This is a genomic window from Amycolatopsis albidoflavus (assembly GCF_039525725.1).
Taxonomy (GTDB): Bacteria; Actinomycetota; Actinomycetes; order Mycobacteriales; family Pseudonocardiaceae; genus Amycolatopsis; species Amycolatopsis albidoflava.
Genome location: NZ_BAAAHV010000022.1, coordinates 129,196 through 154,342, shown reverse-complemented (window position 1 = coordinate 154,342; position 25,147 = coordinate 129,196). Strand labels below are relative to the sequence as shown.

The 25,147-nt window shown below is 69.6% G+C and carries 31 protein-coding genes; 16 read left to right on the top strand and 15 right to left on the bottom strand.

Annotation, left to right across the window (positions count from 1 at the left end):
• Window positions 1-44: 44 nt before the first annotated feature.
• The gene (locus ABD156_RS33815) at window positions 45-605 is read left to right on the top strand and encodes a TetR/AcrR family transcriptional regulator (protein ID WP_344283414.1); all 561 of its coding nucleotides are present in this window, start codon (window positions 45-47) and stop codon (window positions 603-605) included.
• On the opposite strand, the gene ABD156_RS33810 is transcribed toward ABD156_RS33815, so the two are convergent.
• The gene (locus ABD156_RS33810; RefSeq protein ID WP_344283412.1) at window positions 602-1,264 is read right to left on the bottom strand and encodes a TetR/AcrR family transcriptional regulator C-terminal domain-containing protein; all 663 of its coding nucleotides are present in this window, start codon (window positions 1,262-1,264) and stop codon (window positions 602-604) included. The genes ABD156_RS33815 and ABD156_RS33810 overlap by 4 nt on opposite strands.
• Window positions 1,265-1,331: 67 nt before the next feature.
• On the opposite strand from ABD156_RS33810, the gene ABD156_RS33805 reads away from it, so the two are divergent.
• The 3 genes from ABD156_RS33805 to ABD156_RS33795 are packed head-to-tail and all read left to right on the top strand — an operon-like array spanning window position 1,332 to window position 3,904.
• Entirely contained in the window at window positions 1,332-2,291 is a 960-nt protein-coding gene (locus tag ABD156_RS33805) for a PDR/VanB family oxidoreductase (RefSeq protein WP_344283409.1), read from the top strand.
• An 11-nt stretch (window positions 2,292-2,302) separates the two neighbouring features.
• The gene (locus tag ABD156_RS33800) at window positions 2,303-2,965 is read left to right on the top strand and encodes an MSMEG_1061 family FMN-dependent PPOX-type flavoprotein (protein ID WP_344283406.1); all 663 of its coding nucleotides are present in this window, start codon (window positions 2,303-2,305) and stop codon (window positions 2,963-2,965) included.
• A 45-nt stretch (window positions 2,966-3,010) separates the two neighbouring features.
• Complete coding sequence (locus ABD156_RS33795; protein ID WP_344283403.1) at window positions 3,011-3,904, top strand: hypothetical protein; 894 nt, start codon at window positions 3,011-3,013, stop codon at window positions 3,902-3,904.
• On the opposite strand, the gene ABD156_RS33790 is transcribed toward ABD156_RS33795, so the two are convergent.
• Both ABD156_RS33790 and ABD156_RS33785 read right to left on the bottom strand, forming a co-directional pair.
• Window positions 3,846-4,256 (bottom strand): hypothetical protein, encoded by a 411-nt coding sequence (locus tag ABD156_RS33790; RefSeq protein WP_344283401.1) that lies wholly within the window; start codon window positions 4,254-4,256, stop codon window positions 3,846-3,848. The genes ABD156_RS33795 and ABD156_RS33790 overlap by 59 nt on opposite strands.
• Before the next feature lie 107 nt (window positions 4,257-4,363).
• A complete protein-coding gene (locus ABD156_RS33785) occupies window positions 4,364-5,371 on the bottom strand; it encodes a type 2 periplasmic-binding domain-containing protein (RefSeq protein ID WP_344283398.1) in 1,008 nt (335 codons plus the stop codon).
• A 73-nt stretch (window positions 5,372-5,444) separates the two neighbouring features.
• Here ABD156_RS33785 and ABD156_RS33780 point away from each other — a divergent pair, with 73 nt between their 5' ends.
• Both ABD156_RS33780 and ABD156_RS33775 read left to right on the top strand, forming a co-directional pair.
• The gene (locus ABD156_RS33780) at window positions 5,445-5,912 is read left to right on the top strand and encodes a MarR family winged helix-turn-helix transcriptional regulator (protein WP_344283395.1); all 468 of its coding nucleotides are present in this window, start codon (window positions 5,445-5,447) and stop codon (window positions 5,910-5,912) included.
• 58 nt (window positions 5,913-5,970) lie between these two features.
• Window positions 5,971-6,831 (top strand): alpha/beta fold hydrolase, encoded by an 861-nt coding sequence (locus ABD156_RS33775; protein ID WP_344283392.1) that lies wholly within the window; start codon window positions 5,971-5,973, stop codon window positions 6,829-6,831.
• A gap of 2 nt (window positions 6,832-6,833) precedes the next feature.
• Here the strand turns inward: ABD156_RS33775 and ABD156_RS33770 are convergent, their stop codons facing one another.
• Window positions 6,834-7,274 (bottom strand): nuclear transport factor 2 family protein, encoded by a 441-nt coding sequence (locus ABD156_RS33770; protein ID WP_009081273.1) that lies wholly within the window; start codon window positions 7,272-7,274, stop codon window positions 6,834-6,836.
• A gap of 1 nt (window position 7,275) precedes the next feature.
• The gene (locus ABD156_RS33765; protein ID WP_344283385.1) at window positions 7,276-8,151 is read right to left on the bottom strand and encodes a TIGR03619 family F420-dependent LLM class oxidoreductase; all 876 of its coding nucleotides are present in this window, start codon (window positions 8,149-8,151) and stop codon (window positions 7,276-7,278) included.
• A 142-nt stretch (window positions 8,152-8,293) separates the two neighbouring features.
• Here ABD156_RS33765 and ABD156_RS33760 point away from each other — a divergent pair, with 142 nt between their 5' ends.
• A complete protein-coding gene (locus ABD156_RS33760; RefSeq protein ID WP_344283383.1) occupies window positions 8,294-9,100 on the top strand; it encodes a hypothetical protein in 807 nt (268 codons plus the stop codon).
• A gap of 482 nt (window positions 9,101-9,582) precedes the next feature.
• On the opposite strand, the gene ABD156_RS33755 is transcribed toward ABD156_RS33760, so the two are convergent.
• Both ABD156_RS33755 and ABD156_RS33750 read right to left on the bottom strand, forming a co-directional pair.
• Window positions 9,583-10,392, bottom strand: a complete 810-nt coding sequence (locus tag ABD156_RS33755; protein ID WP_344283380.1) for an Fpg/Nei family DNA glycosylase — start codon at window positions 10,390-10,392, stop codon at window positions 9,583-9,585.
• On the bottom strand, window positions 10,392-10,865 hold the full coding sequence (locus ABD156_RS33750) for a ribose-5-phosphate isomerase (protein WP_344283378.1): 474 nt from the start codon (window positions 10,863-10,865) through the stop codon (window positions 10,392-10,394). The genes ABD156_RS33755 and ABD156_RS33750 overlap by 1 nt, the downstream gene beginning before the upstream one ends.
• A 44-nt stretch (window positions 10,866-10,909) precedes the next feature.
• On the opposite strand from ABD156_RS33750, the gene ABD156_RS33745 reads away from it, so the two are divergent.
• Both ABD156_RS33745 and ABD156_RS33740 read left to right on the top strand, forming a co-directional pair.
• Window positions 10,910-11,653 (top strand): 2-phosphosulfolactate phosphatase, encoded by a 744-nt coding sequence (locus tag ABD156_RS33745; RefSeq protein ID WP_344283375.1) that lies wholly within the window; start codon window positions 10,910-10,912, stop codon window positions 11,651-11,653.
• Window positions 11,650-12,438 (top strand): MBL fold metallo-hydrolase, encoded by a 789-nt coding sequence (locus tag ABD156_RS33740; RefSeq protein WP_344283372.1) that lies wholly within the window; start codon window positions 11,650-11,652, stop codon window positions 12,436-12,438. The genes ABD156_RS33745 and ABD156_RS33740 overlap by 4 nt, the downstream gene beginning before the upstream one ends.
• Before the next feature lie 37 nt (window positions 12,439-12,475).
• Here the strand turns inward: ABD156_RS33740 and ABD156_RS33735 are convergent, their stop codons facing one another.
• Window positions 12,476-13,096: a mycothiol-dependent nitroreductase Rv2466c family protein gene (locus ABD156_RS33735; RefSeq protein WP_344283369.1), complete on the bottom strand. Its 621-nt coding sequence runs from the start codon at window positions 13,094-13,096 to the stop codon at window positions 12,476-12,478.
• A 176-nt stretch (window positions 13,097-13,272) separates the two neighbouring features.
• Between ABD156_RS33735 and pepN the strand changes: the two genes are divergently transcribed.
• Window positions 13,273-15,840: an aminopeptidase N gene (gene pepN, locus ABD156_RS33730; protein ID WP_344283366.1), complete on the top strand. Its 2,568-nt coding sequence runs from the start codon at window positions 13,273-13,275 to the stop codon at window positions 15,838-15,840.
• 504 nt (window positions 15,841-16,344) lie between these two features.
• On the opposite strand, the gene ABD156_RS33725 is transcribed toward pepN, so the two are convergent.
• The 3 genes from ABD156_RS33725 to ABD156_RS33715 form a co-directional block, all read right to left on the bottom strand.
• Window positions 16,345-16,827: a DUF5130 family protein gene (locus ABD156_RS33725; protein ID WP_182894010.1), complete on the bottom strand. Its 483-nt coding sequence runs from the start codon at window positions 16,825-16,827 to the stop codon at window positions 16,345-16,347.
• The gene (gene ctaJ / locus ABD156_RS33720; RefSeq protein WP_037814055.1) at window positions 16,814-17,068 is read right to left on the bottom strand and encodes an aa3-type cytochrome oxidase subunit CtaJ; all 255 of its coding nucleotides are present in this window, start codon (window positions 17,066-17,068) and stop codon (window positions 16,814-16,816) included. The genes ABD156_RS33725 and ctaJ overlap by 14 nt, the downstream gene beginning before the upstream one ends.
• 308 nt (window positions 17,069-17,376) lie before the next feature.
• On the bottom strand, window positions 17,377-17,550 hold the full coding sequence (locus ABD156_RS33715; protein WP_235146640.1) for a hypothetical protein: 174 nt from the start codon (window positions 17,548-17,550) through the stop codon (window positions 17,377-17,379).
• Window positions 17,551-17,668: 118 nt separating this feature from the next.
• Between ABD156_RS33715 and ABD156_RS33710 the strand changes: the two genes are divergently transcribed.
• Window positions 17,669-17,860 carry a hypothetical protein gene (locus tag ABD156_RS33710; RefSeq protein ID WP_344283353.1) on the top strand — a complete coding sequence of 64 codons (192 nt, stop codon included), beginning with the start codon at window positions 17,669-17,671 and terminating at the stop codon, window positions 17,858-17,860.
• Window positions 17,861-17,978: 118 nt separating this feature from the next.
• On the opposite strand, the gene ABD156_RS47895 is transcribed toward ABD156_RS33710, so the two are convergent.
• Complete coding sequence (locus ABD156_RS47895; protein ID WP_050788293.1) at window positions 17,979-18,431, bottom strand: HNH endonuclease; 453 nt, start codon at window positions 18,429-18,431, stop codon at window positions 17,979-17,981.
• Window positions 18,432-18,842: 411 nt separating this feature from the next.
• On the opposite strand from ABD156_RS47895, the gene ABD156_RS33700 reads away from it, so the two are divergent.
• From ABD156_RS33700 to ABD156_RS33690, 3 genes are read left to right on the top strand one after another with little or no spacing between them, the layout of a single operon-like run.
• Complete coding sequence (locus ABD156_RS33700) at window positions 18,843-19,844, top strand: mechanosensitive ion channel family protein (protein WP_344283347.1); 1,002 nt, start codon at window positions 18,843-18,845, stop codon at window positions 19,842-19,844.
• A 19-nt stretch (window positions 19,845-19,863) separates the two neighbouring features.
• Complete coding sequence (locus tag ABD156_RS33695; protein ID WP_116201571.1) at window positions 19,864-20,259, top strand: globin; 396 nt, start codon at window positions 19,864-19,866, stop codon at window positions 20,257-20,259.
• A complete protein-coding gene (locus ABD156_RS33690; RefSeq protein WP_344283344.1) occupies window positions 20,259-21,848 on the top strand; it encodes a glycoside hydrolase family 13 protein in 1,590 nt (529 codons plus the stop codon). The genes ABD156_RS33695 and ABD156_RS33690 overlap by 1 nt, the downstream gene beginning before the upstream one ends.
• A gap of 104 nt (window positions 21,849-21,952) precedes the next feature.
• Here the strand turns inward: ABD156_RS33690 and ABD156_RS33685 are convergent, their stop codons facing one another.
• On the bottom strand, window positions 21,953-22,141 hold the full coding sequence (locus ABD156_RS33685) for a hypothetical protein (RefSeq protein ID WP_344283341.1): 189 nt from the start codon (window positions 22,139-22,141) through the stop codon (window positions 21,953-21,955).
• A gap of 386 nt (window positions 22,142-22,527) precedes the next feature.
• On the opposite strand from ABD156_RS33685, the gene ABD156_RS33680 reads away from it, so the two are divergent.
• Together ABD156_RS33680 and ABD156_RS33675 are read left to right on the top strand one after the other, a co-directional pair.
• On the top strand, window positions 22,528-22,731 hold the full coding sequence (locus ABD156_RS33680; protein ID WP_037814060.1) for a cold-shock protein: 204 nt from the start codon (window positions 22,528-22,530) through the stop codon (window positions 22,729-22,731).
• 393 nt (window positions 22,732-23,124) lie between these two features.
• On the top strand, window positions 23,125-24,021 hold the full coding sequence (locus ABD156_RS33675) for an acyl-CoA desaturase (protein WP_344283336.1): 897 nt from the start codon (window positions 23,125-23,127) through the stop codon (window positions 24,019-24,021).
• Between the two features lie 115 nt (window positions 24,022-24,136).
• On the opposite strand, the gene ABD156_RS33670 is transcribed toward ABD156_RS33675, so the two are convergent.
• On the bottom strand, window positions 24,137-24,583 hold the full coding sequence (locus ABD156_RS33670) for a DUF6292 family protein (RefSeq protein ID WP_344283333.1): 447 nt from the start codon (window positions 24,581-24,583) through the stop codon (window positions 24,137-24,139).
• A 299-nt stretch (window positions 24,584-24,882) separates the two neighbouring features.
• Complete coding sequence (locus ABD156_RS33665; RefSeq protein ID WP_344283330.1) at window positions 24,883-25,140, bottom strand: hypothetical protein; 258 nt, start codon at window positions 25,138-25,140, stop codon at window positions 24,883-24,885.
• Between the last annotated feature and the right edge of the window lie 7 nt (window positions 25,141-25,147).

The window sequence follows — 25,147 nt, the reverse complement described above, 5'->3', positions numbered from 1 at the left end:
CGATACGGCGGGGTCCGCCACTTAGCAAACCCGGAGGTCACGCCATGCCCGGCCAGCAACGCGCGGACGCGCGGCGCAACTACGCGCGAATTCTGGAGGTGGCCGAGGAAGAGGTCGCCGCACACGGGGCGAACGCGTCGCTGGAACAGATCGCGCGCACCGCCGGCGTCGGCTCCGCGACTGTGCGACGACACTTTCCCACCCGGCACGCGCTGCTGGAAGCGGTCTCACAGGAACGGATCGCCCTGCTGGCCGCCCGCGCGCAGGAACTGGCCGGGGAATCCGACAGCCGCCGCGCACTCCTCGAGTGGCTTGACGACGTGGTCAGCTATTGCGTAACGGCTCGCGGACTCGCGGCGGCCCTGGCGTACGACACACCGGATCCGGCGCACGGGAACTCCTGCTCGATGACGCTGGAAGAGTCCGCGGCCCCACTGGTCGCGCGCGCCGCCCGCGACGGGGCAGTCTCGCCAGGGGTGACTGTGGGCGACCTGATCGCGTTGATCGTCGGCATCACCTTGACAACCGAACGCCACCCCGACCCGGCTGCCGAGGCCAGCCGCCTGTTCCGGATCGCGGTGGCGGGGATCAGCCCGGAAAACTAGCGCACTCGTCGCCGGTTCTCACCGCTGCCCACCACACTCCGCACCCCGGCCAGCAGCAATTCCAGCCCGAACGCGAACCGCGCCTCGAAGTCGAGCATCGATTCCATCGGCCCCGACTCCAGGTGCGCGTACTGCCGCGTCCCCAAAACCCCCATCAACACGTCGATCTCGCCCCCGGTCGCACCCTGCTCCTCGAGCGTCTCCCCGAGCACGTAGCAAAACACCGCGCCGGCCGCCCAGATCGCCTGCTTCCGCGGCAGCCCGGACGCCAGCAGGCAGCCGAGCAGAGTGTCCACAAAGGTCAGATTGCTGCGCTTGGCCGCGTAGTTCCCGCCGACGATCCGCGCGCCGTCACGATGCGCGAGCAGCGCCGTGCGCAATCCGGCGGCCAGGCTCCGCACTCGGCTTTCCCAATCGCCGTCCTCGGCGGGCAGGTGGGCGACCGCGCCGGCGAGGATCGCCTCGGCCATTTCGTCGATCAGCGCGTCCTTGCCGTCGAACAGCCGGTAGATCGCGGGCAGGTGCAGGCCCATCCGGTCGGCCAGCTGGCGCATCGTGAGCGCCTCCAGCCCGCCGGCGTCGACCAGGTCCAGCGCCTCGGCCACCGCCCGCTCGGCCCGCGTCGCCGCGATTCCCGCCCGTTTCGCCTCGGTTGACATGTTAACGATGTTACCAATACGCTCGGCCAGGCGGCAAGTAACAACGTTAACAAAAGGAGGGAAGCCGATGACTCCGAATGCCGGAACCGCCGGGAAGCTGGACGTCGCCGTGCGGCAGCTGCGCTGGGAAGCCGACGGCGTCGTCTCGCTGGACCTGGCGGACCCGACCGGGAAACCGCTGCCGAGCTGGGAACCGGGCGCGCACATCGACCTCGTGCTGCCGAACGGCCTCGAACGGCAGTACTCGCTCTGCGGCCCGCCCGGCGAACGCGCGTACTACCGGATCGGCGTCCGCCGGGAACGCGCGAGCCGCGGCGGTTCGGAATACGTACACGCGTTTCTCCGGCCCGGCCAGCGCATCTCGATCAAAGGCCCGCGGAACAATTTCGCCTTCCATCCCGCCAAGTCGTACGTCTTCGTGGCGGGAGGCATCGGCATCACCCCGATCCTGCCGATGGTCCGCGCCGCGGCAGCCCGGGGCGCGGACTGGCGACTGTACTTCGGCGGCCGCACCAGCGCGTCGATGCCGTTCCTCGACGAACTCCGCGGCTACGGCGATCGCGTGCGCTGCCACTCCTCGGACACCACCGGCCGGATCCCGTTGACCGAACTGGAAAGGCCCGTCGAGGCCGGCGCGAAGGTGTACGCGTGCGGCCCGGCGTCGCTGCTGTCCGATTTGGACACCGCAGCGGCGAACTGGCCCGCCGAAGCATTGCGGCTGGAGCGCTTCAAAGCCCCGCAGGCCGCCCCGGCGGAAAACAAGCCGATCGAAGTGGAATGCGCGGCCTCGAAGAAAACCGTGTCCGTCGCGGCTGACGAAAGCATTGTCAGCGCCCTCGAAAAGGCGGGAATCCGGCCCCTGACCTCATGCCGGTCCGGGATCTGCGGCTCCTGCGAGACCAAGGTGCTCGACGGCGTCCCCGACCACCGCGACGGCATCCTCTCCGCGAGCGAACAGGCGGCAGGCGACCGGATGTTCGTCTGCGTGTCCCGCGCCCGCACCCCACGACTGGTCCTCGACCTGTGACGGGAGAAGTCATGACCACCGCGGCAGACGCCTACCCCCCGATCACCATGGCGCGCGTCCGGGAAATCATCGGTTTCCCGGACCAGTTCATCGCCGAGAAAAAGGAACCGCACCTCGGCGAATTCGCGATGCGGTTCATCGCGCACAGCACGTTCTTCTGCGCCGCCACCGTCGGCGCGGACGGCCTCATGGACGTCGGCCCGAAAGGCGACCCGCCCGGTTCGGTGCGGATCCTCGACCCGTGGACGCTCGCCATCCCCGACCGTCCGGGCAACAAACTCGCCGACACCTTCGAGAACATCACCGCCAACCCGTCGATCGGGCTCGTCTTCTTCGTGCCCGGCCTGCGCGAGGTGATGCGGGTCAACGGCGACGCTTTCGTCACCGACGACCCGGAACTGCTGGGCATGCTCAGCGCGGACGGCAAACCCGCCGTGCTCGCGACGATCGTGCGCGTGCGCGAGGTGTTCGGCCAGTGCGGAAAAGCCATTATCCGCGCGAAACTGTGGGAGGGCGACACCCGCGGGCTCGCCGAAGCTGCGACCCTCGGCGGCGATTTCTACACCCTCTCCATCGCCGAGCAGGCGCAAAAGATGAACAACAGCCTTGGCGACCTCGTCAGCGGCACCCTATACGACGTGATCGACGACAAGTACCAGAACGAGCTGTTCTGAAAACTCCGTTGCTCCCACCACGAAGCCCTGCCTAGTATCCGTTTTGTGCGATCTCGACCGTCCTTCGTCACTGATGGCGCCATCACCCGCGCGCTCGCCGAGCATTGGCAGCCCGTCTCCGAGATCGCTTACCTGCCTTGGGGTTTCGGCGCGCACCACTGGCGCGCCGATACCCTGTTCGTCACGCTGGACCAGCTCGAACCCCGGCACACCGCGGCGTCTCTCGAAAGCACCTACGCGAGTGCCGCCGAACTGGCCGCCTCGGGGCTCGAGTTCGTCTGCGCGCCAGTACCCGCGCGGTCCGGCCAGTTCACAGTGGACACCGGCGTCGGCGCACTCAGCGTCACCCCGATGCTGAACGGCCGCAGCCCCGCGGAAGACGAGGTCGACAAACCGGCAATTCTCGCCGCCCTCGACGCTCTACACAGCACCCCGCCACCCGCCGGACTGCGCCACTGGTCCCCGCAAGTCGGCCCGAATTTCGCCGCCGAACTACGGTCCCGCACCGCCGAACCGTGGACGTCCGGTCCCTTGGCCGAAGAAGCCCGCACCGCCCTCGCCGCCCGCGCCGACGCGATCGCCTGGTGGAACGCCCGCTACCTGGAACTGGCCGCCTTCGCCGCCTCCCGCCGCGACTCCTGGGTCCCCACCCACGGCGAACCGCACAACGACAACCAGGTCCTGACCCCGGACGGCCTGCGCCTGGTCGATTGGGAAAGCCTCGCCGTCGCCCCGCGCGAACGCGACTACGCCGACCTGCCCGACACGGCGGGCCTGGACCCGGCGATGGTCGAACTGTTCGCCCTCGACTGGCGGCTGTCGGAACTGCGCGAATACGCGGACTGGTTTTCCGCGCCGCATATCGGGAGCGAGGACGACGTCATCGCGCTGGAAGGCTTGCACGAGGAACTGGCGGCCCAGGTCGTCGGACGCGAGTGACGACATCCGGCTGCCTGAGCCCCCGGGCGTCGGCCCAGCCGCCCTCAAGGTGCCCGGTGGCGACCAGCCGGTGAAGCTGGTCAGGCGAACAGAACGGGCGGTTGTCCCTGGCCCCGACTATCTCCCCGGTGTCCGCGAACAGGTGGATCTGGCGCGTGAGCGTCCATTCGCAGCGCACGATCGGGCGGCGCAGAACGGCCTCGAACCAGTTCGCGGCTTCGGCTGCCAGTTCGGCTGGCCCGCCGGTCGCGGCGAACGCGAGACCGGTCGGCTCGTCCGGCAGCGTGAACAACTGGTTGTGCAGCTCGTCGCCGCACAGAGTCCGGCCGTCCAGATGCACCCCGACGGTCACTAGGACAAGCCGCGCATCGGGATCGACCAGGTCCAGAGAAGCGACGAGCGGGAGATCCCCGTCAGGCGGGCCCAACCGGCTGTCGAGGGGGCTTGCCCGCTCACCGGCTAAGTACCCAGCAATTCCGGCACAAAAATCTCCTCCACCGTCATCAACCGCCGAGACAACCCCTGCTCGAAGTGCCACCGCAAGAACGCCTCCACCGCCAGCCGGTTCTTCTCAATCCCATACGGCCACCAATCCTCCCCGAACAACCGGCGATTCTCGTCATACAACGCGCTGAACCACGGCACCATCCCGGCATCCCCCATGTGATTGAAGATGCGCCCCCGCCGGTAATCCGCCATCGCCGTTTCCTTGGCGTCGACAAAACCCCGATACAGCCGCTCCGCCAGCCCCGGATGCTCCGCCAGCAGATCCCGCCGGACTACCACCGCATGCATAATCGGCCGGATCCCGGTACGCCGGTAATACTCCCGCTCCACCTGCACGTAATCCGGGAACAACTGCGCCACCTCCGGCGAATCCTCCCGAATCCCGCGCGGCGGATCCGCCGAAATAAACGCGTCGATCTCCCCGCTCTCCAGCATCGAACCGAGCGCTTTCCCCGCCGGAGCCTGCCGCACGTCCACTTCCGGAGGATGCAGCCGGGGCACGAAGTCGAACCATTCCATCGGCCAGTCGAACCCGCCGATCACCCATCGGCTCTGTTCCGGCCGCACGCCGTACTCGTCGGACAGGATGCCTTTCGCGACCACTCCCGCGTCGTGCCCGTAGGTCGCGAACTCGCCGATCGTCTTGCCGATCAAGTCCCGCGGCGCCCGGATGCCGCTGCGGGCGTTGACGTAGATCGCCGAATGCCGGAACTGCCGGTTGGGGAACACCGGCAGCGCGACGAACGGCGGATCCGGCAGGTCCAAGGTGCGCAGGTAGAAGGTCAGGCCCAGTTCGGAGACGGCGAACTCGCGCCCCCGCACCATCCGCTCGAACAGGTCCGAGACGATGTCGGCGGTGTGCAGGGTCGCGTCGACGCCCTCGAAGCGGACCCGTCCGTCGAACAACGGGCGGGTGTTGTCGTAGCGGTACAGGCCTAGGTCCAGTCGCAGGTCAGTCATCAGGAACCCCTCTCCGTCCCCTCCGATACTAAACGCGTTTACTATCGGAGGGCAACCGCTACGATGCCTCCCGATGGACAAGGACGCGCTCGCCGAACTCTTCGCCACCGCCTCGCTCGGCGCCCCCGAGAACGCGGTGGGCTTCGTCATGTGGCGCGTCGTGCACCGCTACGTCCGCGAGATCGACCAGGCGCTCGCCCCTCTCGATCTGACGCACCTGCAGTTCCAGACGCTCGCGCTCGCCGCCTGGCTGAACCGCGCCGGCGGCCCGGTCACCCAATCCGGTCTCGCGACCTCCGGCGACATTCACCCGATGCAGGTGTCGCAGATCCTGAAAACACTGGAGCGCAAGGGATTTGTCGCCCGCGCGCGCAGCGCCGAGGACGTCCGCGCCAAACGCGTCGAGGTGACCGACGCCGGCGGAGCCGCCCTGCGCGCCGCGCTGCCGCTCGTGATCGAGGTGCAGCACCGGATCTTCGGCGACGAGGGGCTGCCCGGCGGAAACCTGCTGAACACCTTGCTGCGCCTGGACAACGCCTGACCGCGGCGACCGGTGCTACGGTGTAAGCGCACGGTAACCCGTCTCGGGGAGGGACGACATGCCGGGAACTTTCACCGACCCCGAAGCCCAAGAGCGCTACTTCGCCGCCTACGCGAAGGTCCTGCGAAAGTGGCCGGTTCCCTCGGAGGAACTGGACATCGCCACGAAGTTCGGCCCCACCCGCGTCCGGCGCAGCGGCCCCGAACACGGCACGCCGATCGTCCTGCTGCACGGCGTCATGGGCTCGTCTTTGTCGTGGTACCCGCACCTCGCCGAACTGGCCGCCCGCCACCCGGTCTACGCCATCGATTCGATCGGCGAACCAGGCCACTCGGTCGAGACCGCCTCCGCCAGCACCGACGACGACCTCGCCGAATGGCTCTCCGAAGTCCTCGCCGGCATCAGCCAGGAGAAGGTCTACCTCGCCGGGGTTTCGCGCGGCGGTTTCCTGGCGCTGAACCTCGCGACCCGGTCCGCCGACCAGATCGCGGGCGTCATCGGGCTGGAACCGGCCGGATTCGCGGCGATCAGCGTCCCGAAGTTCATCCTTTGGAGTTTCACGGAGATCTTCCTGTGGCTGCTGCCCGCCGCGGTCCAGCGCCAGATCGTCGCCGGCGATCCGGCCGTGCGGCACACTTTGCGACCGCTGCTGTTCGCCAGCCTCAAATACAAAGCGCAACTACCGCCGCAGCACGTCTTCACCGACGACGAGCTTCGCGCGATCGAAGTCCCCGTCCGGCTGGTCCTCGGCGAACGCAGCCATATCCACCGCGCACGAGAGGTCGCCGCACGCGTCGCGCCGCTGAATCCCCTTATCAGCACGGAAATCGTGCCGGGAACCACTCACGCGCTGACGCTGCAGCAACCCGATCTCGTCACCGCCCACGTTCTTGACTTCGCCGAAGCGGACCCGGGCTGACATCAGACCTGTCGGGCAGTGGCCATCGCGCGCTCGGTCTCCCAGAACGCGCGCATCGAAACGACCAGCCCGTCCTCGTTGACCCGGTACACGAACACCCCGTCGGTGTCGACGCGGTAGCCGCCGGGCAGATACGTCGTGATCGTGCCGACGTTCGCGACCTCCGAACCCGCCGCGTGCGAATCGCGGATCACGAACTCGAACTTCTCGACGTTCCCGATCGTCTTGTCCCAGAAGGCGGAAAGCCCCTCGCGACCGTGGTGGCCCTTGCCCTCCTCGTCGAACATCGACGGGCCGACCGGGTCCTCGACGACCGCGTCCGGGGCGAACAGCGCGAGCCAGCCGTCCTTGTCCCCGGCGGTCGCCGCCGTCATCGACTTGAACGCCGCTTCCCGCGCGGGCGGCTGCTTCGCCGCGGGGTCCCAGCAGACCTCGACTCCCATGTCACTCCTCGATTTTCGCGATGATCTCGTCGCCGAACTTGCGGATCGCGTCGACCTTCGGGCCGAGTTCCGCGTCGAATCCGTGCCCCTCGAACACCCACGGCATGGTGATCGCGTCGGTGACGCCCGCCTCGGCCTGTTCGCGGAACCCGTCGAGCCCGAACCGGTCGACGCACACGGCCTGGAATTCGAACGGATCGTCGGCGCGCCCGCGCTCGGCGAGCAGGCCCTTCAGCTTGCCGATGGTCTCGCGCAACTGGTCGAGCGTCATCATCGCGGACGACCAGCCGTCCGCGACGCGCGCGGCCCGGCGCAGCGCGACGTCGGTGTGCCCGCCGATGTAGAACGGCACCCGCGACGGCGGCGCCGGGCTCATCTTGAGCTTGTCGAAGTCGAAGAACTCGCCGTGGAACTCGACCATGTCGCCGCTGAGGATCAGCCGCAGCACCTCGATCGCCTCGTCGAACCGCTTGCCGCGCCGCGCGTACGGCGCGCCGCACCATTCGAATTCCTCCGGCGACCAGCCGATCCCCAGCCCGAGGCCGAACCGGCCGCCGGTCAGTGCGGCGACCGAGTTGACCTGCCGGGCGAGCAGCACCGGATTGCGCGAGCCGAGCTTCAGCACCGACGTGTAGAACTGGATCCGCTCGGTCACCGCGCCCATCGAGGCGGTCGCGACCAGCGGATCCGCCCAGGGCGTGTTCTCGTCCCAGAACCGGCTGCCGTCGGGGGTGTAGGGATAGTCGGCGGAGACTTTCTCGGAGTAGAAGAGCGAATCGGGCAGCACGATCGAGGAGAACCCGGCCTCCTCGGCGGCGCGGGCCAGGCCGCTCAGCTGGTCGAGCGGGCTCATCGCGATCGACAAGGAGAACTTCATGCCGCGGACTATAACGTGTTCTAGTTTTGTCGGCCACCGCCCGATCGGAGGCGCCGCCGGGAACTCTCCGCGCACGGTCCGCGTTGTCCGTTTCAGAGACGGCTGCCCGGCCGTCGCGTCAGATCGAGACACGGAGTGACCCATGGGCACCGCGATCCTCCTGATCGTGCTGGTCGTCGTCATCGTCGGAGGCGTGCTGTACCTGTCGAAGAAGCAGGCCGCGACCAGACAGAGCCAGCTCGACGACGCGAAGGCCGACGCGCGCCGCCTCGTCGAGCGCCTCGGCGGCCAGGTCCTCAACATCACCGGCACCGACACCGCGTCCCAGCAGGCGATGGCCGACGCGAGCGAGCGCTACAACGCCGCCGGTTCGCAACTGGAGCAGGCCAAGACGGTCGAACAGGCCCGGCTGGTGAAGGAAACCGCCATCGAAGGCCTGTACTACGTGCGCGCCGCGCGCACGGCGATGGGCATGGACCCCGGCCCCGCGCTGCCGGACGAGGCCGAACGCGAACGCGCGGGCAAGGTCACCGAACACCGCGAGGTGGACGTCGAAGGCCAGCGCTACGCGGCCTCGCCCGACCCGGGCCAAGAAACGCCGTACTACTACCCCGGCGGCCGCGTCGCCGGCCGCCCGGTGCCGCAGGGCTGGTACAGCGAGCCGTGGTGGAAGCCCGCGCTCGTCGCCGGCGCCTGGGGCCTGGGCTCGATGTTCCTGTTCAGCGCCATGTTCTCCGGCATGAGCGGCATCGCCAGCGCCTCGGCCTGGGAATCCGGCTACGACGCGGGCCAGGCGGACGCCCTGGACGCCGGCGGCATGGACGGAGGCTTCGACGGCGGCGGTTTTGACGGCGGAGGCTTCGACGGAAGCCAGGACTTCGGCGGCGGTTTCGACGGAGGCGGCTTCGATGGAGGCGGCTTCGACGGCGGCGGAGGCTTCGACTTCTGACCGATGATCGATTGAAGGCCCCGTGGCAGGTTTGCCGCGGGGCCTTTGCCGTCTCCGCTCGCGGACAAGCTTCCGTGTGGCCGGACGGAGGTGATCTCGACGGGGTCTTCTCCATTGCGAGCCGCCGCCGCGACGATGTGCGGGATTCTCTCCGGCCGACCGGCGCGGTCCCGCGTTGTCGTCGTCCGTGAAGGGCTCCTTGAGGGAATCTGATTCCCTCAAGGAGCCCTTCACGGACGTCTGCGGATGCATCGCGCGGCCTCGCCGCGGCTGGCCTGGCGCGCAAGGCCGAGTTCCGTGAGGGGAACCCTGAGGGACTCTGATTCCCTCAGGGTTCCCCTCACGGACCTTCGCCGGAACCGGGCCACGCAGCCAGGTGGGGCCGCATCCCCGCACGCCCGCACTACCGAGAAAACCTCATTGGGGCGCGGTAATCGGCCAGCAGCGAACCCAGCTCAAGCGCTAAGCCAACTGCGCAGAACTCAAGCAGGCTGGCAAGAAGGGCACCAATAAAGATTCCGCGCAGCCAATTCCTTCTGCGCCACCGGCGTCCCGCAAACCAAACACGGCATCCCGGCCCGCCGGTAAACGTAGACCTCGCCCCCGTGCCGGTCCTCGCGCGGCGCGCGCCCCATCGCCGCGGGCAAATGCTCCGGCGCGACAGTGTCGATCCGCCCGACCCGGACCCCGGCGCGCATCAGCGTCACCAGGTCCGCCCACATGTCGTCCCACAATGCGCGGTCCAGCGCACGCCCGGGAACCATCGGCGAAATCCCGTGCCGGAACAGCACTTCCGCGCGATAAACGTTCCCGACACCGGCCAGCACAGCCTGATCCATCAGCAACGCCGCGATCGTCGTCCGAGACCGCGAAATCCGCTCCCACGCGCGATCCGGCTTGGCGTCGCGGCGCAGCGGATCCGGGCCCAGCCGGGCTTTGATCGCGTCGACCTGCGCCGGGTCCAGCAGTTCGCACCGAGTCGGGCCGCGCAAATCGGTCCAGTGGGTGCGGCCGACGAGACGCATCCGCACCTGACCGACCGGCGTGGTCTCGGGCAGCGAGGCTTCCCCGAACGTGCCGTACAGACCTAAGTGGACATGGACTGTCCCCAAAGGACCGTAGTTGTGGAACAGGTGTTTCCCGTACGCCTCAGCGGAAACGAGCACCTGCCCGTCAAGCTTCTCCGCCTCCGCGGCGAACCGGCCCTGCGGGCTGCGCACCGCGACCGGTTCGCCGGCGTACCGGCGTTTGTGCAGACGGGCCAGCCGATGGAGCGTGTGCCCCTCGGGCATCAGGCCTCCGGCAGGGCCGGCGGGGTGCCGGTGCGCTCGTAGTCGAGCAGCTGCTGCACGCGCCGCGCGTGGCGTTCGGCCGGGTCGACCGGCGTGGCCAGGAACGCCTCGACGATCTCGGTCGCCTGCTCCTCGGTGTGCATCCGCGCGCCGACGCCCAGCACCTGGGCGTGGTTGTGTTCCCGGGTCAGCTGCGCGGTTTCGACGCTCCAGCCGAGTCCGGCACGGATGCCCGGCACCTTGTTCGCGGCGATCTGCTCGCCGTTGCCGGACCCGCCGATGACGATGCCGAGGCTGCCCTCGTCGGCGGCCACGCGGCGCGCGGTCTCGACGCAGAACGCCGGGTAGTCGTCGGCCGCGTCGTAGACGAACGGACCGATGTCGGTCACCTCGTGCCCCTGTTCGCCGAGGTGGCGGACAAGGTGGTTCTTCAGCTCGAAACCGGCATGGTCGGATCCCAAGTAGACACGCACAGCGGGAGTGTGCCATCTCGCCGCCGACCCGGCATGCTCCGGGGGTGGACATCGCAACGCAGCACGGCGCGGACGTACGGCTCGAATGGGGCGGCGACGGCGTCGAAATCCTCGGCCGGGAGTGCGCGGTTCTGATCATCGTGGACGTGCTTTCCTTCAGCACCACAACGGATCTCGTCGTCAGCCGGGGCGGCCGCGTGCTGCCGGTGCGCTGGCGCGACGAACGCGGAATCGCCGAGGCGCGCGGAGCGGGAGCGGTGGTCGCCGGCGAAGAGGAATGGACGCTCCGGCCGTCTTCTGTGACGCAGATCCCGTCCGGCACGCTCCTCGCCCTCCCCTCCCCCAACGGCGCGACGCTCTGCGCGGCCGCGGCGAAAACCGGTGCGCACGTATTAGCCGGTTGCCTGCGGAATGCGTCGGCGACTGCGGCGAAAGCCAGGGAAATCGCCGACGGACGGCCGATCGGCGTCATTCCCGCCGGGGAACGCTGGGGCGTGGACATGTTCGGCGAAGGTGAAAGCATCGAGTTCGGCCCGCTGCGACCGTGCGTCGAAGACCAGCTGGGCGCGGGCGCGATCGTCAGCGCGCTGACCGGATCGAGGTCCGCCGAAGCCGCACTCGCGGCGGCTGCCTACGCGGCCACCGATGTGCCAGCCGCGCTGCGCGACTGCACCTCCGGCCGGGAACTCGCCGCGACCGGCCATGGAAACGACGTATTTCTCGCCGCCCAGCAGGACGTCAGCGATAGCGTGGCGAAGCTGTCGCACGGAATTCTGGAGGGGCAATGAGCTGGACCGAGGTGGCCGACGGGGTTTTCGCCCGCCGGTACGACGAGCTGGACCTCACCACCGGCTTGGTGCTCGGCCAGGAACAGTGCCTGGTGATCGACACCCGCGGCGACGTCGACCAGGGCGCCGAATTCGCCGCCGCGGTGCGTGAGCTGACGGAGCTGCCGTGGTCGGTTGTCTACACGCACGCGCATTTCGACCACGCCTTCGGCACCACGCCGTTCCTGCCGTGTGACGTCTGGGCCCACCCCGGCTGCCTGCAAGCCCTGCTGAAGAACGGCGAAGCCGACAAACAAACCTGGGCCGCCCACTACCGCAAAGAGGGCAAGCCGGAGATCGCCGACGCCATCGAGCGCACCGGGCTCATGCCCCCGGACCGCCTCGTGCCCGACCGCGCCGAACTCGACCTCGGCGGCCGCACCGTCACTCTCGTGCACCCCGGCCCCGCGCACACCGACCACGACCTGCTGGTGCACGTGCCGGACGCCGACGTCGTCTTCGCGGGCGACGTCGTGGAGCACGGTCCGCACGGCTTCACCGCGTACTCGTTCGGCCCCGACGACGAACTCGACGCCTGGGCCGCCGCGATGGACGCACTGCTCACGCTCAAACCGCGCGTCGTCGTCCCCGGCCATGGCGACCCGGTGGACGAAGCGTTCGTGCGCACGCATCGCGACGGACTGTTGCGGCTGCACGAGCTGAAGACCGCCAAGACGCCGCTCGAGGAGGCGCTGAAAAACTCGCCCTACCCCGAGGACGTCACGAGAGCAGCGCTCGGTTGCTGATCCCGGCGGAAACCGGGACCAGCACTCCCGAGAGCGGTCAGTCGAAGTTCAGGTCCCCGGTCCGGGTGCGCTTCAGCTCGAAGAAGTCCGGGTAGCTGGCCAGCGCGACCGCGCCGTCGAACACCTTCAGCGCGTCCTCGCCCCGCGGGATCGACGAGAGCACCGGGCCGAAGAACGCGGAGCCGTTGACGTGGATGGTCGGCGTGCCGACGTCCATGCCGACCGGGTCCATGCCCTCGTGGTGGCTCTTGCGCAGCGCCTCGTCGTATTCGGTCGATTCGCCCGCCTCGGCGAGTTCGGCCGGGGCGCCGATCGCGGCCAGCGCCTCCTTGATGACGAGCTTGCGGTCCTCGTTGTGCTGGTTGTGGTAGCGGGTGCCGAACTCGGTGTAGAAGTCGCGCACGGCTTCCTGGCCCTGGGTCTGCGCCAGCGCGGTGGCGACGCGGACCGGGGCCCAGCCCTCGCTCAGCAGCGCCTTGTACCGCTCGGGCAGGTCTTCGCGGCCTTCGTTCAGCACCGACAGGCTCATCACCCGGAAGGTCAGGTCCAGCTCGCGGTGCTTCTCGACCTCGAGGATCCACCGCGACGAGATCCACGCGAACGGGCAGATCGGGTCGAAGAAGAAGTCCACCGTGGTGGGCTGGGACGAGTCAGTCATTTTTCACGGGCTCCTCGGCGAGGCTGCTCCCCGGCGCTCGCCGAGGGCGGGGCGAACCCCCGCACTGCGAGGCAACGCGGGAAGCCCTCCGCATTGTTCCCTGGTCGCCGGTTCCGGGCGCGTCATGATTGGATGCTGAACGTCGTGCCAACCGGAACCGAAGACCAGAGGTGCCCGTGCCCGCCCCCAACCTGACGCGTGACGAAGCCAAGCAGCGCTCCGGCCTGCTGGACGTGTCGTCCTACGACATCGAGCTGGACCTGACCGACGGCCACGGCCGTCCCGGGGAGAAGACCTTCCGCTCCACCACCACGGTGCGGTTCTCCAGCAGCCGTCCCGGCGAAGCGTCGTGGATCGACCTCGTCGCCGAAGGCGTCCGCTCCGCCGTGCTGAACGGCGCCGAGCTCGACGTCAGCGGCTACGCCGAGGAAAAGGGCATCGCGCTGCCCGGCCTTGCCGCGGACAACGAACTCGTCGTCACCGCGGACTGCCGCTACATGAACACCGGCGAGGGCCTGCACCGGTTCGTCGACCCGGTCGACGACGGGGTGTACCTCTACACCCAGTTCGAGACCGCGGACGCGAAGCGCATGTTCGCCTGCTTCGACCAGCCGGACCTCAAGTCCGTCTACCGCGTCGCGGTGCACGCCCCGCGCGACTGGAAGGTCGTTTCCAACGCGCTGGTCGAAAGCGCCGAGGACACCGAGGACGGCGCGCGCCGCACGCAGTTCGCCGAATCCGAGCGCATCTCCACCTATCTGGTGGCGCTCGTCGCCGGCCCGTACGCGGAGTGGACCGACGAGTTCCGCGACGAGCACCGCACCATCCCGCTCGGCATCTACTGCCGCGCGTCGCTCGCCGAGCACATGGACGCCGAGCGGCTGTTCGTCGAAACCAAGCAGGGTTTCGCTTTCTACCACGAGAAATTCGGCACCCCGTACCCGTTCTCCAAGTACGACCAGCTGTTCGTGCCGGAGTTCAACGCGGGCGCGATGGAGAACGCCGGCGCGGTCACCTTCCTCGAGGACTACGTCTTCCGCAGCCGCGTCACCCGCTACGCCTACGAGCGCCGCGCCGAGACGCTGCTGCACGAGATGGCGCACATGTGGTTCGGCGACCTGGTCACCATGCGCTGGTGGGACGACCTGTGGCTGAACGAGTCGTTCGCGACCTTCGCGAGCGTCTTCGCCCAGGCCGAGGCGACCGAGTACAAGAACGCCTGGACCAGCTTCGCGAACATCGAGAAGTCCTGGGCCTACCGCCAGGACCAGCTGCCCTCGACACACCCGATCGCGGCCGACATCGTCGACCTGCACGCGGTCGAGGTCAACTTCGACGGCATCACCTACGCCAAGGGCGCGAGCGTCCTCAAGCAGCTGGTGTCCTACGTCGGCATCGACCACTTCCTCGACGGCCTCAAGGTCTACTTCGGCAAGCACGCCTGGGGCAACGCCACGCTCGCCGATCTGCTGGCAGCGCTCGAGGAAGCGTCCGGCCGCGACCTGTCGTGGTGGAGCGCGGAATGGCTGGAGACCACCGGCCTCAACTCGCTCAGCCCGCGCTACGAGATCGCCGCGGACGGCACCTTCGCGTCGTTCGCCGTCGTGCAGACCGGCGCGAAGCCGGGTGCCGGCGAGCTGCGCACGCACCGCGTCGCGGTCGGCGTGTACGACGAGGACGCCGACGGCAAGATCGTCCGCACCCGCCGCGTCGAACTGGACGTCACCGGCGAGCGCACCGAGGTCCCGGACCTCGTCGGCCAGGCCGCGGGCAAGCTCGTGCTGGTCAACGACGACGACCTCACCTACTGCCGGATGCGCCTCGACCCGGCGTCGCTCACCACGCTGATCGACCGGATCGGCGACATCACCGAATCGCTGCCGCGCACGCTGTGCTGGTCGGCTGCTTGGGAGATGACGCGCGAGGCGGAGCTCAAGGCGCGCGACTTCGTGACGCTCGTGGCGCGCGGGATTCATGCCGAGAGCGAGGTCGGCGTGGTGCAGCGGCTGCTGCTGCAGGCGCAGACCGCGCTCAATTCGTACGCCGATCAGAAGTGGGCGGCCGCGGAGGGGTGGCCCGCGTTGAGCGGGCGGTTGCTCGAGTTGGCTCGGACCGCGGAGGCTGGGTCGGATCATCAGCTGGCGTTTGTGAACTCGCTGGCCGGTGGAGTGTTGAGCGACGAGATTCTGGCGGAGATCGCTGGGTGGCTCGACGAGTCCGCACCGTTGCCGGGTCTCACGGTGGACACTGATCTGCGGTGGCGCTTGTTGCAGGCGTTGGTCGCGCACGGCAAGGCTGGTGCGGACGAGATCAATGCCGAGCAGGAGCGCGACGACACTGCTGCTGGGCGGCGGCACGCTGAGCGGTCTCGGGCGTTGCAGCCGACCGCTGAGGCCAAGGCAGATACTTGGCAGCGGGCTATTTACGACGACGAGATTCCCAATGCGGTCAGCGATGCGTTGATTTCCGGGTTCTCGCACCCGGGGCAGAAGCATTTGCTCGGGGAGTACATCGAGCGGTACTTCGAGGTTATCGACGACGTTTGGGCTCGCCGTTCGAGCGAGCGTGCTCAGCCGACTGCGATTGGGTTGTATCCGTCGTGGGCTGTTGAGCCTGCGACGGTGAATGCTTCGGATGAGTGGCTTGAGGGGGAGCATCCGGCGGCGTTGCGGCGGCTTGTTTCCGAGGGGCGCGCGGGGATTGTGCGGGCGTTGGCTGCTCGGGACTTCGACAGCCAGGGTTGAGTTTTCTTGGGGTTTTGACGCAAGCGTGTTGCGTTGGGGCACCCCGAAGCTGATGGTGACTACGGGCTGAGGGTGCTTGTCAAGGCGGGAAAGATGCCTTGACAAGCACCCTCAGCCCGTGTTTTTGGCTTCGTATCGGGGTGCAGGGCCGGGTCTGGGTGCCTGGCTGGTTTCGCAGGTCGGCTGCGGTTGGGTAGGGCGGCTAGCGCCCCAATGTGGCATTGGGTGCATGCGACGCACCCAATGTGGCGTTCGGTGCGTCAGACGCACCCAATGCCACATTGGGGCGCATCCCGGCGCGCGCTGGGCGGGCGGGCCGTGAAAGGCTCCTTGAGGGAATCTAAGTCCGTGAAGGGGCCCCTCACGGACCGTCGAAAGGTCGTGAGGGGAACCCTGAGGGACTCAGAGTCCGTGAAGGTGGCCCTCACGGACGCTCCGGAGGCAGAACGTAGAAAGAGCCGCCCCGCGCGGTGGCGGGACGGCTCCTTGAGAGGTTGTGCGGGGTCAGTGCTTGGGGGCGGGGCCTGCTTGGTCGCTCAGCATGCGCAGGGCGTTGACCAGGCCGCCGGTCAGGTCGCCTTCCTTGAAGGAGGCCACCATGCTCGCCACGGCCAGGTTCGCGCCTCGGTCGGGCAGGCGCGAGTGGGCGCGTTCGCCGGTGACGATCTCGATCGCGCGCTGCGCGGGCGAGACGCCCAGCAGGACCGCGTTCGAGGGGTCGTCGGTGGCGGCGTGCAGCTTTTCCGCGCCGGCGCGGGTGTCTTCGCCGAGGTCGCCCAGGTAAATGCTGAAGCCGAGGCCGGTTTCGCGGGTCGCGAAGGTCAGGGCCTCGTCCAGGCGCGCGAGCTGCTGCACCGTGAACGGGCTCGTCGGGGCCGCGGGCTCGTACATCTTCGCCGCCGACAGCCTGCCGCTGTTGGTGATGACCTCGCCGAAGGCCAGGTCTTTCTCCGCGACCGCGGTCTGGGTCACTTCACCACTTGCCACGAGCGCCTCCTGCGGCCGTCGAAGCGCCCGCGGGCGCCGCATTCACGTCAACCGCCGGGCCGTGGCCGGCTCCTACGCCGTCCGGGTTGGCGGTCCACCACATCGCGGGGTACTCCCACGGCTGCCCCGGCCGGTACCGCGGCGTCCCCGAGAACTTCTTCCGCAAGGTCGCGGCGCCGACCACGAAGTAAATGGCCCCGGGGATGACCGCGTAGACCAGGATCGTCTCGACAACGTTCACGCCGGTGAGCGTATCGGATGCCTTCCGGAGCCACCGCGCGACACCGCGACCGGCGGCGACCGTTCGTCGTCGCTGAGGCGCCGTCCGCCGCTTGGCCCGCCCCCGCTGGAACGTTGGGGCGAAGGGCGGCGGGCCGAAAGATGGCAACTCGCCGTACAGGCGGCCGTACCGGGCGATACCGGCTTGTCCGAACCTTGAAATCCTCGTAGCTTTTTCACCTGTACGGGCCTTGCGCCCGCCTCCCCAGCCCCAGCCCGTTACGCACCGGTCCCAGGAGGACACCTCATGCAGAGCGTCCAGACCCCCGCTCAGGCGATCACCGAGACCATTTCGTCACCCAGCGAGACCGGATTCGTGCCCGGAACGCGGGTCACGTCCGGCACCAGGGTTACGCGCGGCACTCGGGTCACCCGCGGAACCCGGGTCACCGCGGGCACTCGCGTGACAATGGGTACCCGGGTCACCATGGGAACTCGAGTCACCAGGGGCACCCGCGTTACCCGCGGGACCCGCGTCACGGCAAGCACTCGCGGGACTCGCGTCACGCGCGGCACTCGGGTCACGGCAGGCACGCGGGTCACCTGCGGCACTCGGGTCACGATGGGCACGCGGGTCACGATGGGCACTCGGGTCACGCGCGGCACCCGGGTCACCGCCGGAACCCGCGTCACCATGGGCACCCGCGTCACCATGGGCACCCGGGTCACCCGCGGTACTCGCGTCACGCGCGGCACCCGGGTCACGATGGGCACGCGGGTCACCTGCCAGGCCGACTACAGCCTCGCCGCCTGAGCAAACAGGCGCAGCAAGCACCGCCCAGCACCGGATCAGGGACGTCGAGCACGATCCATCGGCTCGCCCCGGCCGCCGCACAGGCAGCCGGGGCGCCGACGTGTCCGGGTCCGGGAGCCTAGGCCGCCGACCCGAGATACGGCCGCCACAGCGGATCGGCCTCTTTGGAATGCGCCAGCAGCCGCCAGTGCGGGCCGTGCGGGGCGCGCGGCACCACGCGCAGCCGCCAGCCGATCTCCGACAGGAGCCGGTCGGCCTTGCGGTGGTTGCACTTCGCGCAGCAAGCGACGCAGTTGGTCCAGCTGTGCGGACCGCCCTTGCTGCGCGGGACGACGTGGTCGATCGTCTCGGCCCGGCCGCCGCAGTAGGCGCAGCGATGCCGGTCCCGGTGCATCAGCCCGGCCCGGGTGAGCGGCACCTGCGCCCGGTAGGGCACCCGCACGTACGTGCTGAGCCGGATCACCGAGGGGACGGGCAGCGACACCGTCGCGGCGTGCAGTTCGACGCCGCCCGGATCGCCGTGCACGACCTCCGCCTTGCCGCACATGACGAGCACCACCGCGCGCCGCATGGGCACCGCGGTCAGCGGCTCGAAAGTGGCGTTGAGCAGGAGGACCCGGCGCCGCCCCCACGCCGGGGCGACCGGATCGCGGGCTCTACGCTGTCCGGGCGGACGGGAAGCTCCCCCTGGACGGGTCCCCGGCCCGGACGGGACGGAGCCGCCGGATGCGGACCCTCCCGGGCAGGCACGCAGGATCGCCTCCGGCGGCAGCTCGGCCATGGCTTGGCCGGCGCCGCCGAGGGGGACGGGTTGTCGGTCTGGCACTCGACCACCTCCACCGGTGCAGGCATAGTCGACCACACATCAGGGCCCCGGCGCACGCGTGTTCTGTGACGTGTCACATACCCGCGACCCGGCGGCCACCCGCCGGCCGCCTGCGCGCCGCCGGGACAACGAACCGAGAAAGGACTGTCTCCACCAGTGAATGCCGTGCTCAGCGCTCCACCCGCCTGCATCTCCGAGACCGGGACGTGGTGCGCCCAGGTCTATTCGGTCACGCACAACGAGTGGCTCGCCGCGTCGGCGGGCTGGCTCCTCACGAAGCCGCTGAAGATCGTCCTGATCCTCGTCATCGCCTTCCTGGTGCGATATCTCACCAAGCGGCTGATCGACCGGGTCACCACGCTTCCGGCCTCGGGCAGCGGCGGCAAGATCCCCACGCTGTTGAGACCGCTGCGCGAACGCGCGCCGGACATGCTCGGCACGGCGGTGACCGAGCGCCGCAGGCAGCGCGCCAAGACGATCGGCTCGGTGCTGAAGTCCGGCTCCACGTTCCTGATCTACGGCCTCGCGTTCATCCTCGTGCTGGGCGAACTGGGCATCGACCTGGCGCCGATCATCGCGTCCGCCGGGATCGTCGGCGTCGCGCTCGGGTTCGGCGCGCAGAACCTGGTCAAGGACTTCCTTTCCGGGATGTTCATGATGATCGAGGACCAGTACGGCGTCGGGGACGTCGTGGACATCGGCGAAGCGACCGGCACCGTCGAGGCGGTCGGCCTGCGCATCACCACGCTGCGCGACCTGAAGGGCACCGTCTGGTACGTCCGCAACGGCGAGGTGCTGCGCGTCGGCAACTCCAGCCAGGGCTTCGCCTACGCCGTGGTCGACGTCCCGCTGAGCTACTCCGCGGACGTGGACCGGGCGACCGAGGTGCTCAGCGGCGCGGCCACGAAGGCGGTCGAATCGGACGCGCTTTCGGCGAACGTGCTGGAGCCGCCGGAGCTGCTCGGCGTCGAACAGGTCACACCGGAGGGAATCGTGTTGCGCCTGACGGTCAAGGTGCGACCGGGCAAGCAGTGGGCGGTGCAGCGGAAGCTGCGCGGGCAGCTGCTCGGCGCGCTCGAGGAGGCCGGTTTCGAACCGCCGCTCGGCCGGTTGCTGTCGTCCATGCAGGACAAGCAGTCGGGCGCGCAGCGCAGCTGAGGCAGGGCAAGATGGAGGTGTGTCTGTGAGCGAGCCGGAACCGGCGAACCTGTACGAGGCGGTGGGCGGCGAACCGACCTTCCGCCGGATCATCAAGCGGTTCTACGAGGAAGTGGCCCGCGACGAGGTGCTGCGCCCGCTCTACCCGGAAGAGGACCTCGGCCCGGCGGAGGAGCGGTTCCGGCTGTTCCTCATCCAGTACTGGGGCGGTCCGCACACCTACTCCGACCAGCGCGGCCACCCCCGGCTGCGGATGCGGCACGCGCCGTTCAAGATCGGCCCGATCGAACGCGACGCGTGGCTGCGCTGCATCCGGATCGCGATCGACGAGGAGAACCTGCCCGAGCCGTACCTCAGCCAGCTGTGGGCGTACCTGGAAATGGCCGCGCACAGCATGATGAACAGCTTCGTCTGATGAGACGCCGGGTCGCGGGCAGGCGGCCGGACCGCCTTCCGCGGCCGTCGTGGTGGTCGGACGCGGTGTTCTACGAGATCTACGTGCGGTCGTTCGCCGATTCGGGCGAGGACGGCATCGGCGATCTCGAGGGCATCCGCAGCAAGCTCGGCTACCTGGAACTGCTGGGCGTCGACGCGCTGTGGCTGACGCCGTTCTACCCGTCGCCGATGGCCGACCACGGCTACGACGTGGCGGATCCGCGCGGCGTCGACCCGATGTTCGGCACCCTCGGCGACTTCGACGTGCTGCTCACCGAGGCGCACCGGCGCGGCATCCGGGTCACCGTGGACGTGGTGCCCAACCACACGAGCAACCAGCACGCGTGGTTCAAATCCGCGCTGGCCGCCGGTCCGGGCAGCCCGGAGCGGGAGCGCTACCACTTCCGCGACGGCCGCGGTCCCGGCGGAGCCGAGCCGCCCAACAACTGGGTCAGCGTGTTCGGCGGCCCGGCGTGGACGCGGGTGCCGGACGGGCAGTGGTACCTGCACCTGTTCGCGCCCCAGCAGCCGGACCTGAACTGGGCCAATCCGGACGTCCGCGCCGACCTCGAACGCACCCTGCGGTTCTGGCTCGACCGGGGCGTCGACGGGTTCCGGATCGACGTCGCGCACGGGATGGCCAAGCCCGCCGGGCTGCCCGACATGGATCCCGACACGCCCGCGCACGGCGGCGGCGCGCCCGGCGATCCGCGCTTCGACGACGACGGCGTGCACGAGGTGCACCAGCTGATCCGCAAGGTGCTCGACGAGTACCCGGACGCGATGGCCGTCGGCGAGATCTGGGTGCAGGACGAGGAACGGCTGGCCCGCTACCTGCGGCCGGACGAACTTCATCTGGCGTTCAACTTCCGCCTGGTGCTCACGCATTTCGACGCGGACGCGATGCGCACGTCGATCGAGCGTTCGCTGGCGGTGCCGCGCGCGGCGGGCGCCCCGGCGACCTGGACGCTGTCCAACCACGACGTCTGGCGCGCGGCGAGCCGCTACGGCGGCGGCGCGGCCGGGGTCCGCCGGGCGCGCGCGATGGCGCTGGTGGAACTCGCCTTGCCCGGCGCGGTGTACCTGTACCAGGGCGAAGAGCTGGGCCTGCCGAACGCCGAGCTGCCGCTGGACGCGATGACCGACCCGCGCGCCCGCACCCAGGGCCCGGAGTTCAGCCGCGACGGCGAGCGCGTGCCGCTGCCGTGGGAGGGCACGCTTCCGCCGTACGGCTTTTCGCGCACGGCGCAGACCTGGCTGCCGATGCCCGCGGACTGGGCTCCGCTGACGGTGGAACGGCAGCTCGAAGACCCGGAATCGACCCTGTCGCTGTACCGGCGCGCGGTGGAGCTGCGGAAACACCACCCGGCGTTCCGGGGCGGCGACGAGCTGCAGTGGTACGGCGCGCCCGCCGGGTGTTTCGCGTTCCGCCGCGGCCGGGGCGGGCTGATCTGCGCGCTGAACACCTCGGCCAGCTCGATCGCCCTGCCGCCGGGCGAAGTGCTGCTGACCAGCAGCCCTCTCGTCGACGGCAGGCTCGCGCCGGACTCAGCTGCCTGGCTCGGGTAGCGCTTCCGCCCGCTGGCGGGCAGCGCAGCCGCGTGCGGGTCCGTGAGGGGAACCTTCACGGACTCTGAGTCCCTCAGGGTTCCCCTCACGACCTGCGCACAGGATCAGACTCGGGCGCCCGCCTCCAGGCCGAGCATGGCGAGCAATCCCCGCAGGTCGTCGGCGTCGTGCGCGTGTTCGGCGACGGTGCGGGTGGCGTGTTCCTGCTGGACGCGCAGGTCCTGTTCGGCGGAGACCCGGGCGCGGGCGAATTCACTGGTTTCGGCGGACAGCGGACGTCGTTCCGAGCGCATGTCGCTCCTCGTCGAGGTGGAAGGGGCCACCGGCGGCTCCGTTCGGGGCGGATCCGCCGGGGACGGCGCCGGCTCGAACGCCGGCGCACGGTGAGACTTCTCGACGGTGCCGACGCTACTCCCCGCCCCGACCTGCCCGCGAGCCCGTCCCCGTCCGCGCGTCGCGGCGTCCACAGTGGACCCGCGGGGCGGCAGCCCTGGTGAGACCGGCTCCGGCGTGCTTTACTGACGACGGTCGTGTTTTGTGTTCGTGCGGTGGGTACGTCCCGCAGCCACGCTCGCAAGATGTAGCGGGCGTGGTGTTCTCTTTCGGAAGGCACTCCGTCGGTTGCCGGCCCGGGTGCCGAGGTGGCATCTGATGTTTAGTCCCGATGGAGATAGTTTTTATGACGCAAGGCACCGTGAAGTGGTTCAACGCCGAAAAGGGCTTCGGGTTCATCAGCCCGGACGACGGCAGCGCCGACGTCTTCGTGCACTACTCGGAGATCCAGGGCAACGGGTTCCGCAGCCTTGAGGAGAACGCGCGCGTGGAGTTCGAGGTCGGCCAGGGCCAGAAGGGCCCGCAGGCCACCGGCGTCCGCGCCATCTGAGTTCCGCTGGTGTTTCCCCTGGTGCGGAAGGCTTTCCGCACCAGGGGGACCCTCGCCGGAGCGGACTTTCCGCCCCCGGCAACCGATTTCGATCCACCCCCTGGTGCGCGCCGGTGAATTCACCCGGCCGCGCAAGGTCTTCCGCGTCCCGGGAACCCGGACCGAAGATCACCCGTTGACCAGAGCAGGTCGCGACTGGCCTCGAGGCCCTCCCCTGCCTGGCCAGTTCGCAACGCACGGCGCATCCCGTCCGGCGGCTCCCCCCTCGCCCCGGACAGCCGCCGCGGCACCGGCCTCGGCCCCGCAGAGCGCGGCGGCCGGACCAGCTCGACAGGAGCGTTACCCATCGACACCCAGAGCACCGTCCAGCACCCCCCGAAAACCCCGCAGCCCATGCTCGCCGGCCGCAAGACCGGCACCGAGGCCTTCCTGGTGAAGCTCTTCGCCGTCGTCCCCCTCGTCGCGGTCGCCGCCGCGGTGCCGCTGGCCTGGGGCTGGGGCCTCAGCTGGCTGGACGTCGGCCTCGCCGCCGCCTTCTACTGCGTCAGCGGCCTCGGCATCACCGTCGGCTTCCACCGGTACTTCACCCACGGCGCGTTCCGCGCCCGCCGCGGGCTGCGGATCGCGCTCGCCGTCGCGGGCAGCATGGCCATGCAGGGACCGGTGATCGACTGGGTCGCCGACCACCGCCGCCACCACGCGTACTCCGACCGCGACGGCGATCCGCATTCGCCGTGGCGCTTCGGCACCACGCCCGCCGCGCTCGCGAAGGGCTTCTGGCACGCGCACATGGGCTGGCTCTTCGGCCGCGACCGCACGAACCCGCGCCGCTTCGCCCCGGACCTGCTCGACGACGCCGACCTGAAGCGGATCGACCGGCTCTTCCCGGTGCTGACCCTCGCGACGCTGCTGGGGCCCGCGCTCCTGGGCGGGCTGATCACGATGACCTGGTGGGGCGCGCTGACCGCGTTCTTCTGGGCCGGCCTGGTCCGGGTCGCCGCCCTGCACCACGTGACGTGGTCGGTCAACTCGCTGTGCCACCTGATCGGCGAGCGCCCGTTCGAGGCGCGCGACCGTTCGGCGAACTTCTGGCCGCTGGCGATCGCGTCCTTCGGCGAGTCCTGGCACAACTCCCACCACGCCGACCCGACCGGGGCCCGGCACGGCGTCGGCCGCGGCCAGCTCGACATCTCCGCGCGGCTGATCTGGATGTTCGAAAAGTTCCGTTGGGCCTCGCACGTCCGCTGGCCCCGGGCCGAACGACTCGCGCGCAAACTCAAGACCGCCTGACCCAGCACCAGGAACCCGCCTGGCCAAGGCGCGGTTCGCGGTCCGTGAAGGGAACCCTGAGGGACTCAGATTCCCTCAGGGTTCCCCTCACGGACCTCAGGACAGCGGCGGCTTCTCAGGCTCTGCGGACCCGTTCCTCGAGCCGGGTCCGCAGGTCGCCGTGGCTGGACACCGCCAGCACCGGCCCCGGAGTCTCGGCCTTTTCGGCCGAACTCACCACGTCCGCGACGAACCGGCGGACCCGTTCCGGTGCGGGCGTCACGTCGCCGCCCAGCTGGGCCACCTGCTGCGGGGCCTCGGCGGGCGTCGTCTCCACCGCCACCGACCAGCCTTGCCGCATGGTCCACAGCAGCATCAAATCCCGGCCGGGGAACCGCGGCGACCGGCCGCTCAGCGCGACGTACGCGGTGATCGTGTCGGTGACCTCGCACGACGTGCACTCCACCGAAACCCCGACCGCGGCGGCGACCTCGCGCACGTACGCGGCCAGCGCCTGCCGCAGCACCTGCGGATCGTCGGCGGTGGGCAGGGACATCGGGCGTTCCGGACCGGACAGGAGCATGGGTCTCCTCTTCCGCCGCCGCGTCCGCTTCGCGCGGAAACCGGGGTCGTCGGGGCGCGCGAAGGCCGGCGGTCGCGATGATCGGGGTCGCACCGGATCGGGCATCCGGCGGCTGGACCGGACTCCGACTCTACCCGCTGGGACAAGCCCGGAGCCGAGATCAACCCGTCTGGCCGCCGCCGAAGTCGCTCGATCGGCCGCCGCAGCCGGCGGAATCCGCGATCGACGTGGCGATCCGCGCGGCGAACAGTCCTGCTTGGACACATGGCGCGGCCTCGCCCGGTTCCCAGCAGCCAAGATCAGCCGCTGACATCGCCCGTCTGGCCGCCGTCCGCCGAATCCGCGATCGACGTGGCCACCCACGCGGCGAACAACCCCGCCTGCACATAGGGCGCGGCCTCGCCGACCGCGCGCACCACCGACCGGGCACGGCCAGGCCCAGGCTCGGCTTCCGGAGCGGGATCAGCGTCCGCGGGCCGGTCGGTGCGCCACGGCGTCTCCTCGGCCCGGACCTCGGCGAGGAAGTCCGCGGTCGGGTCGCCGTCGGGTTCGGTCATCCACTCA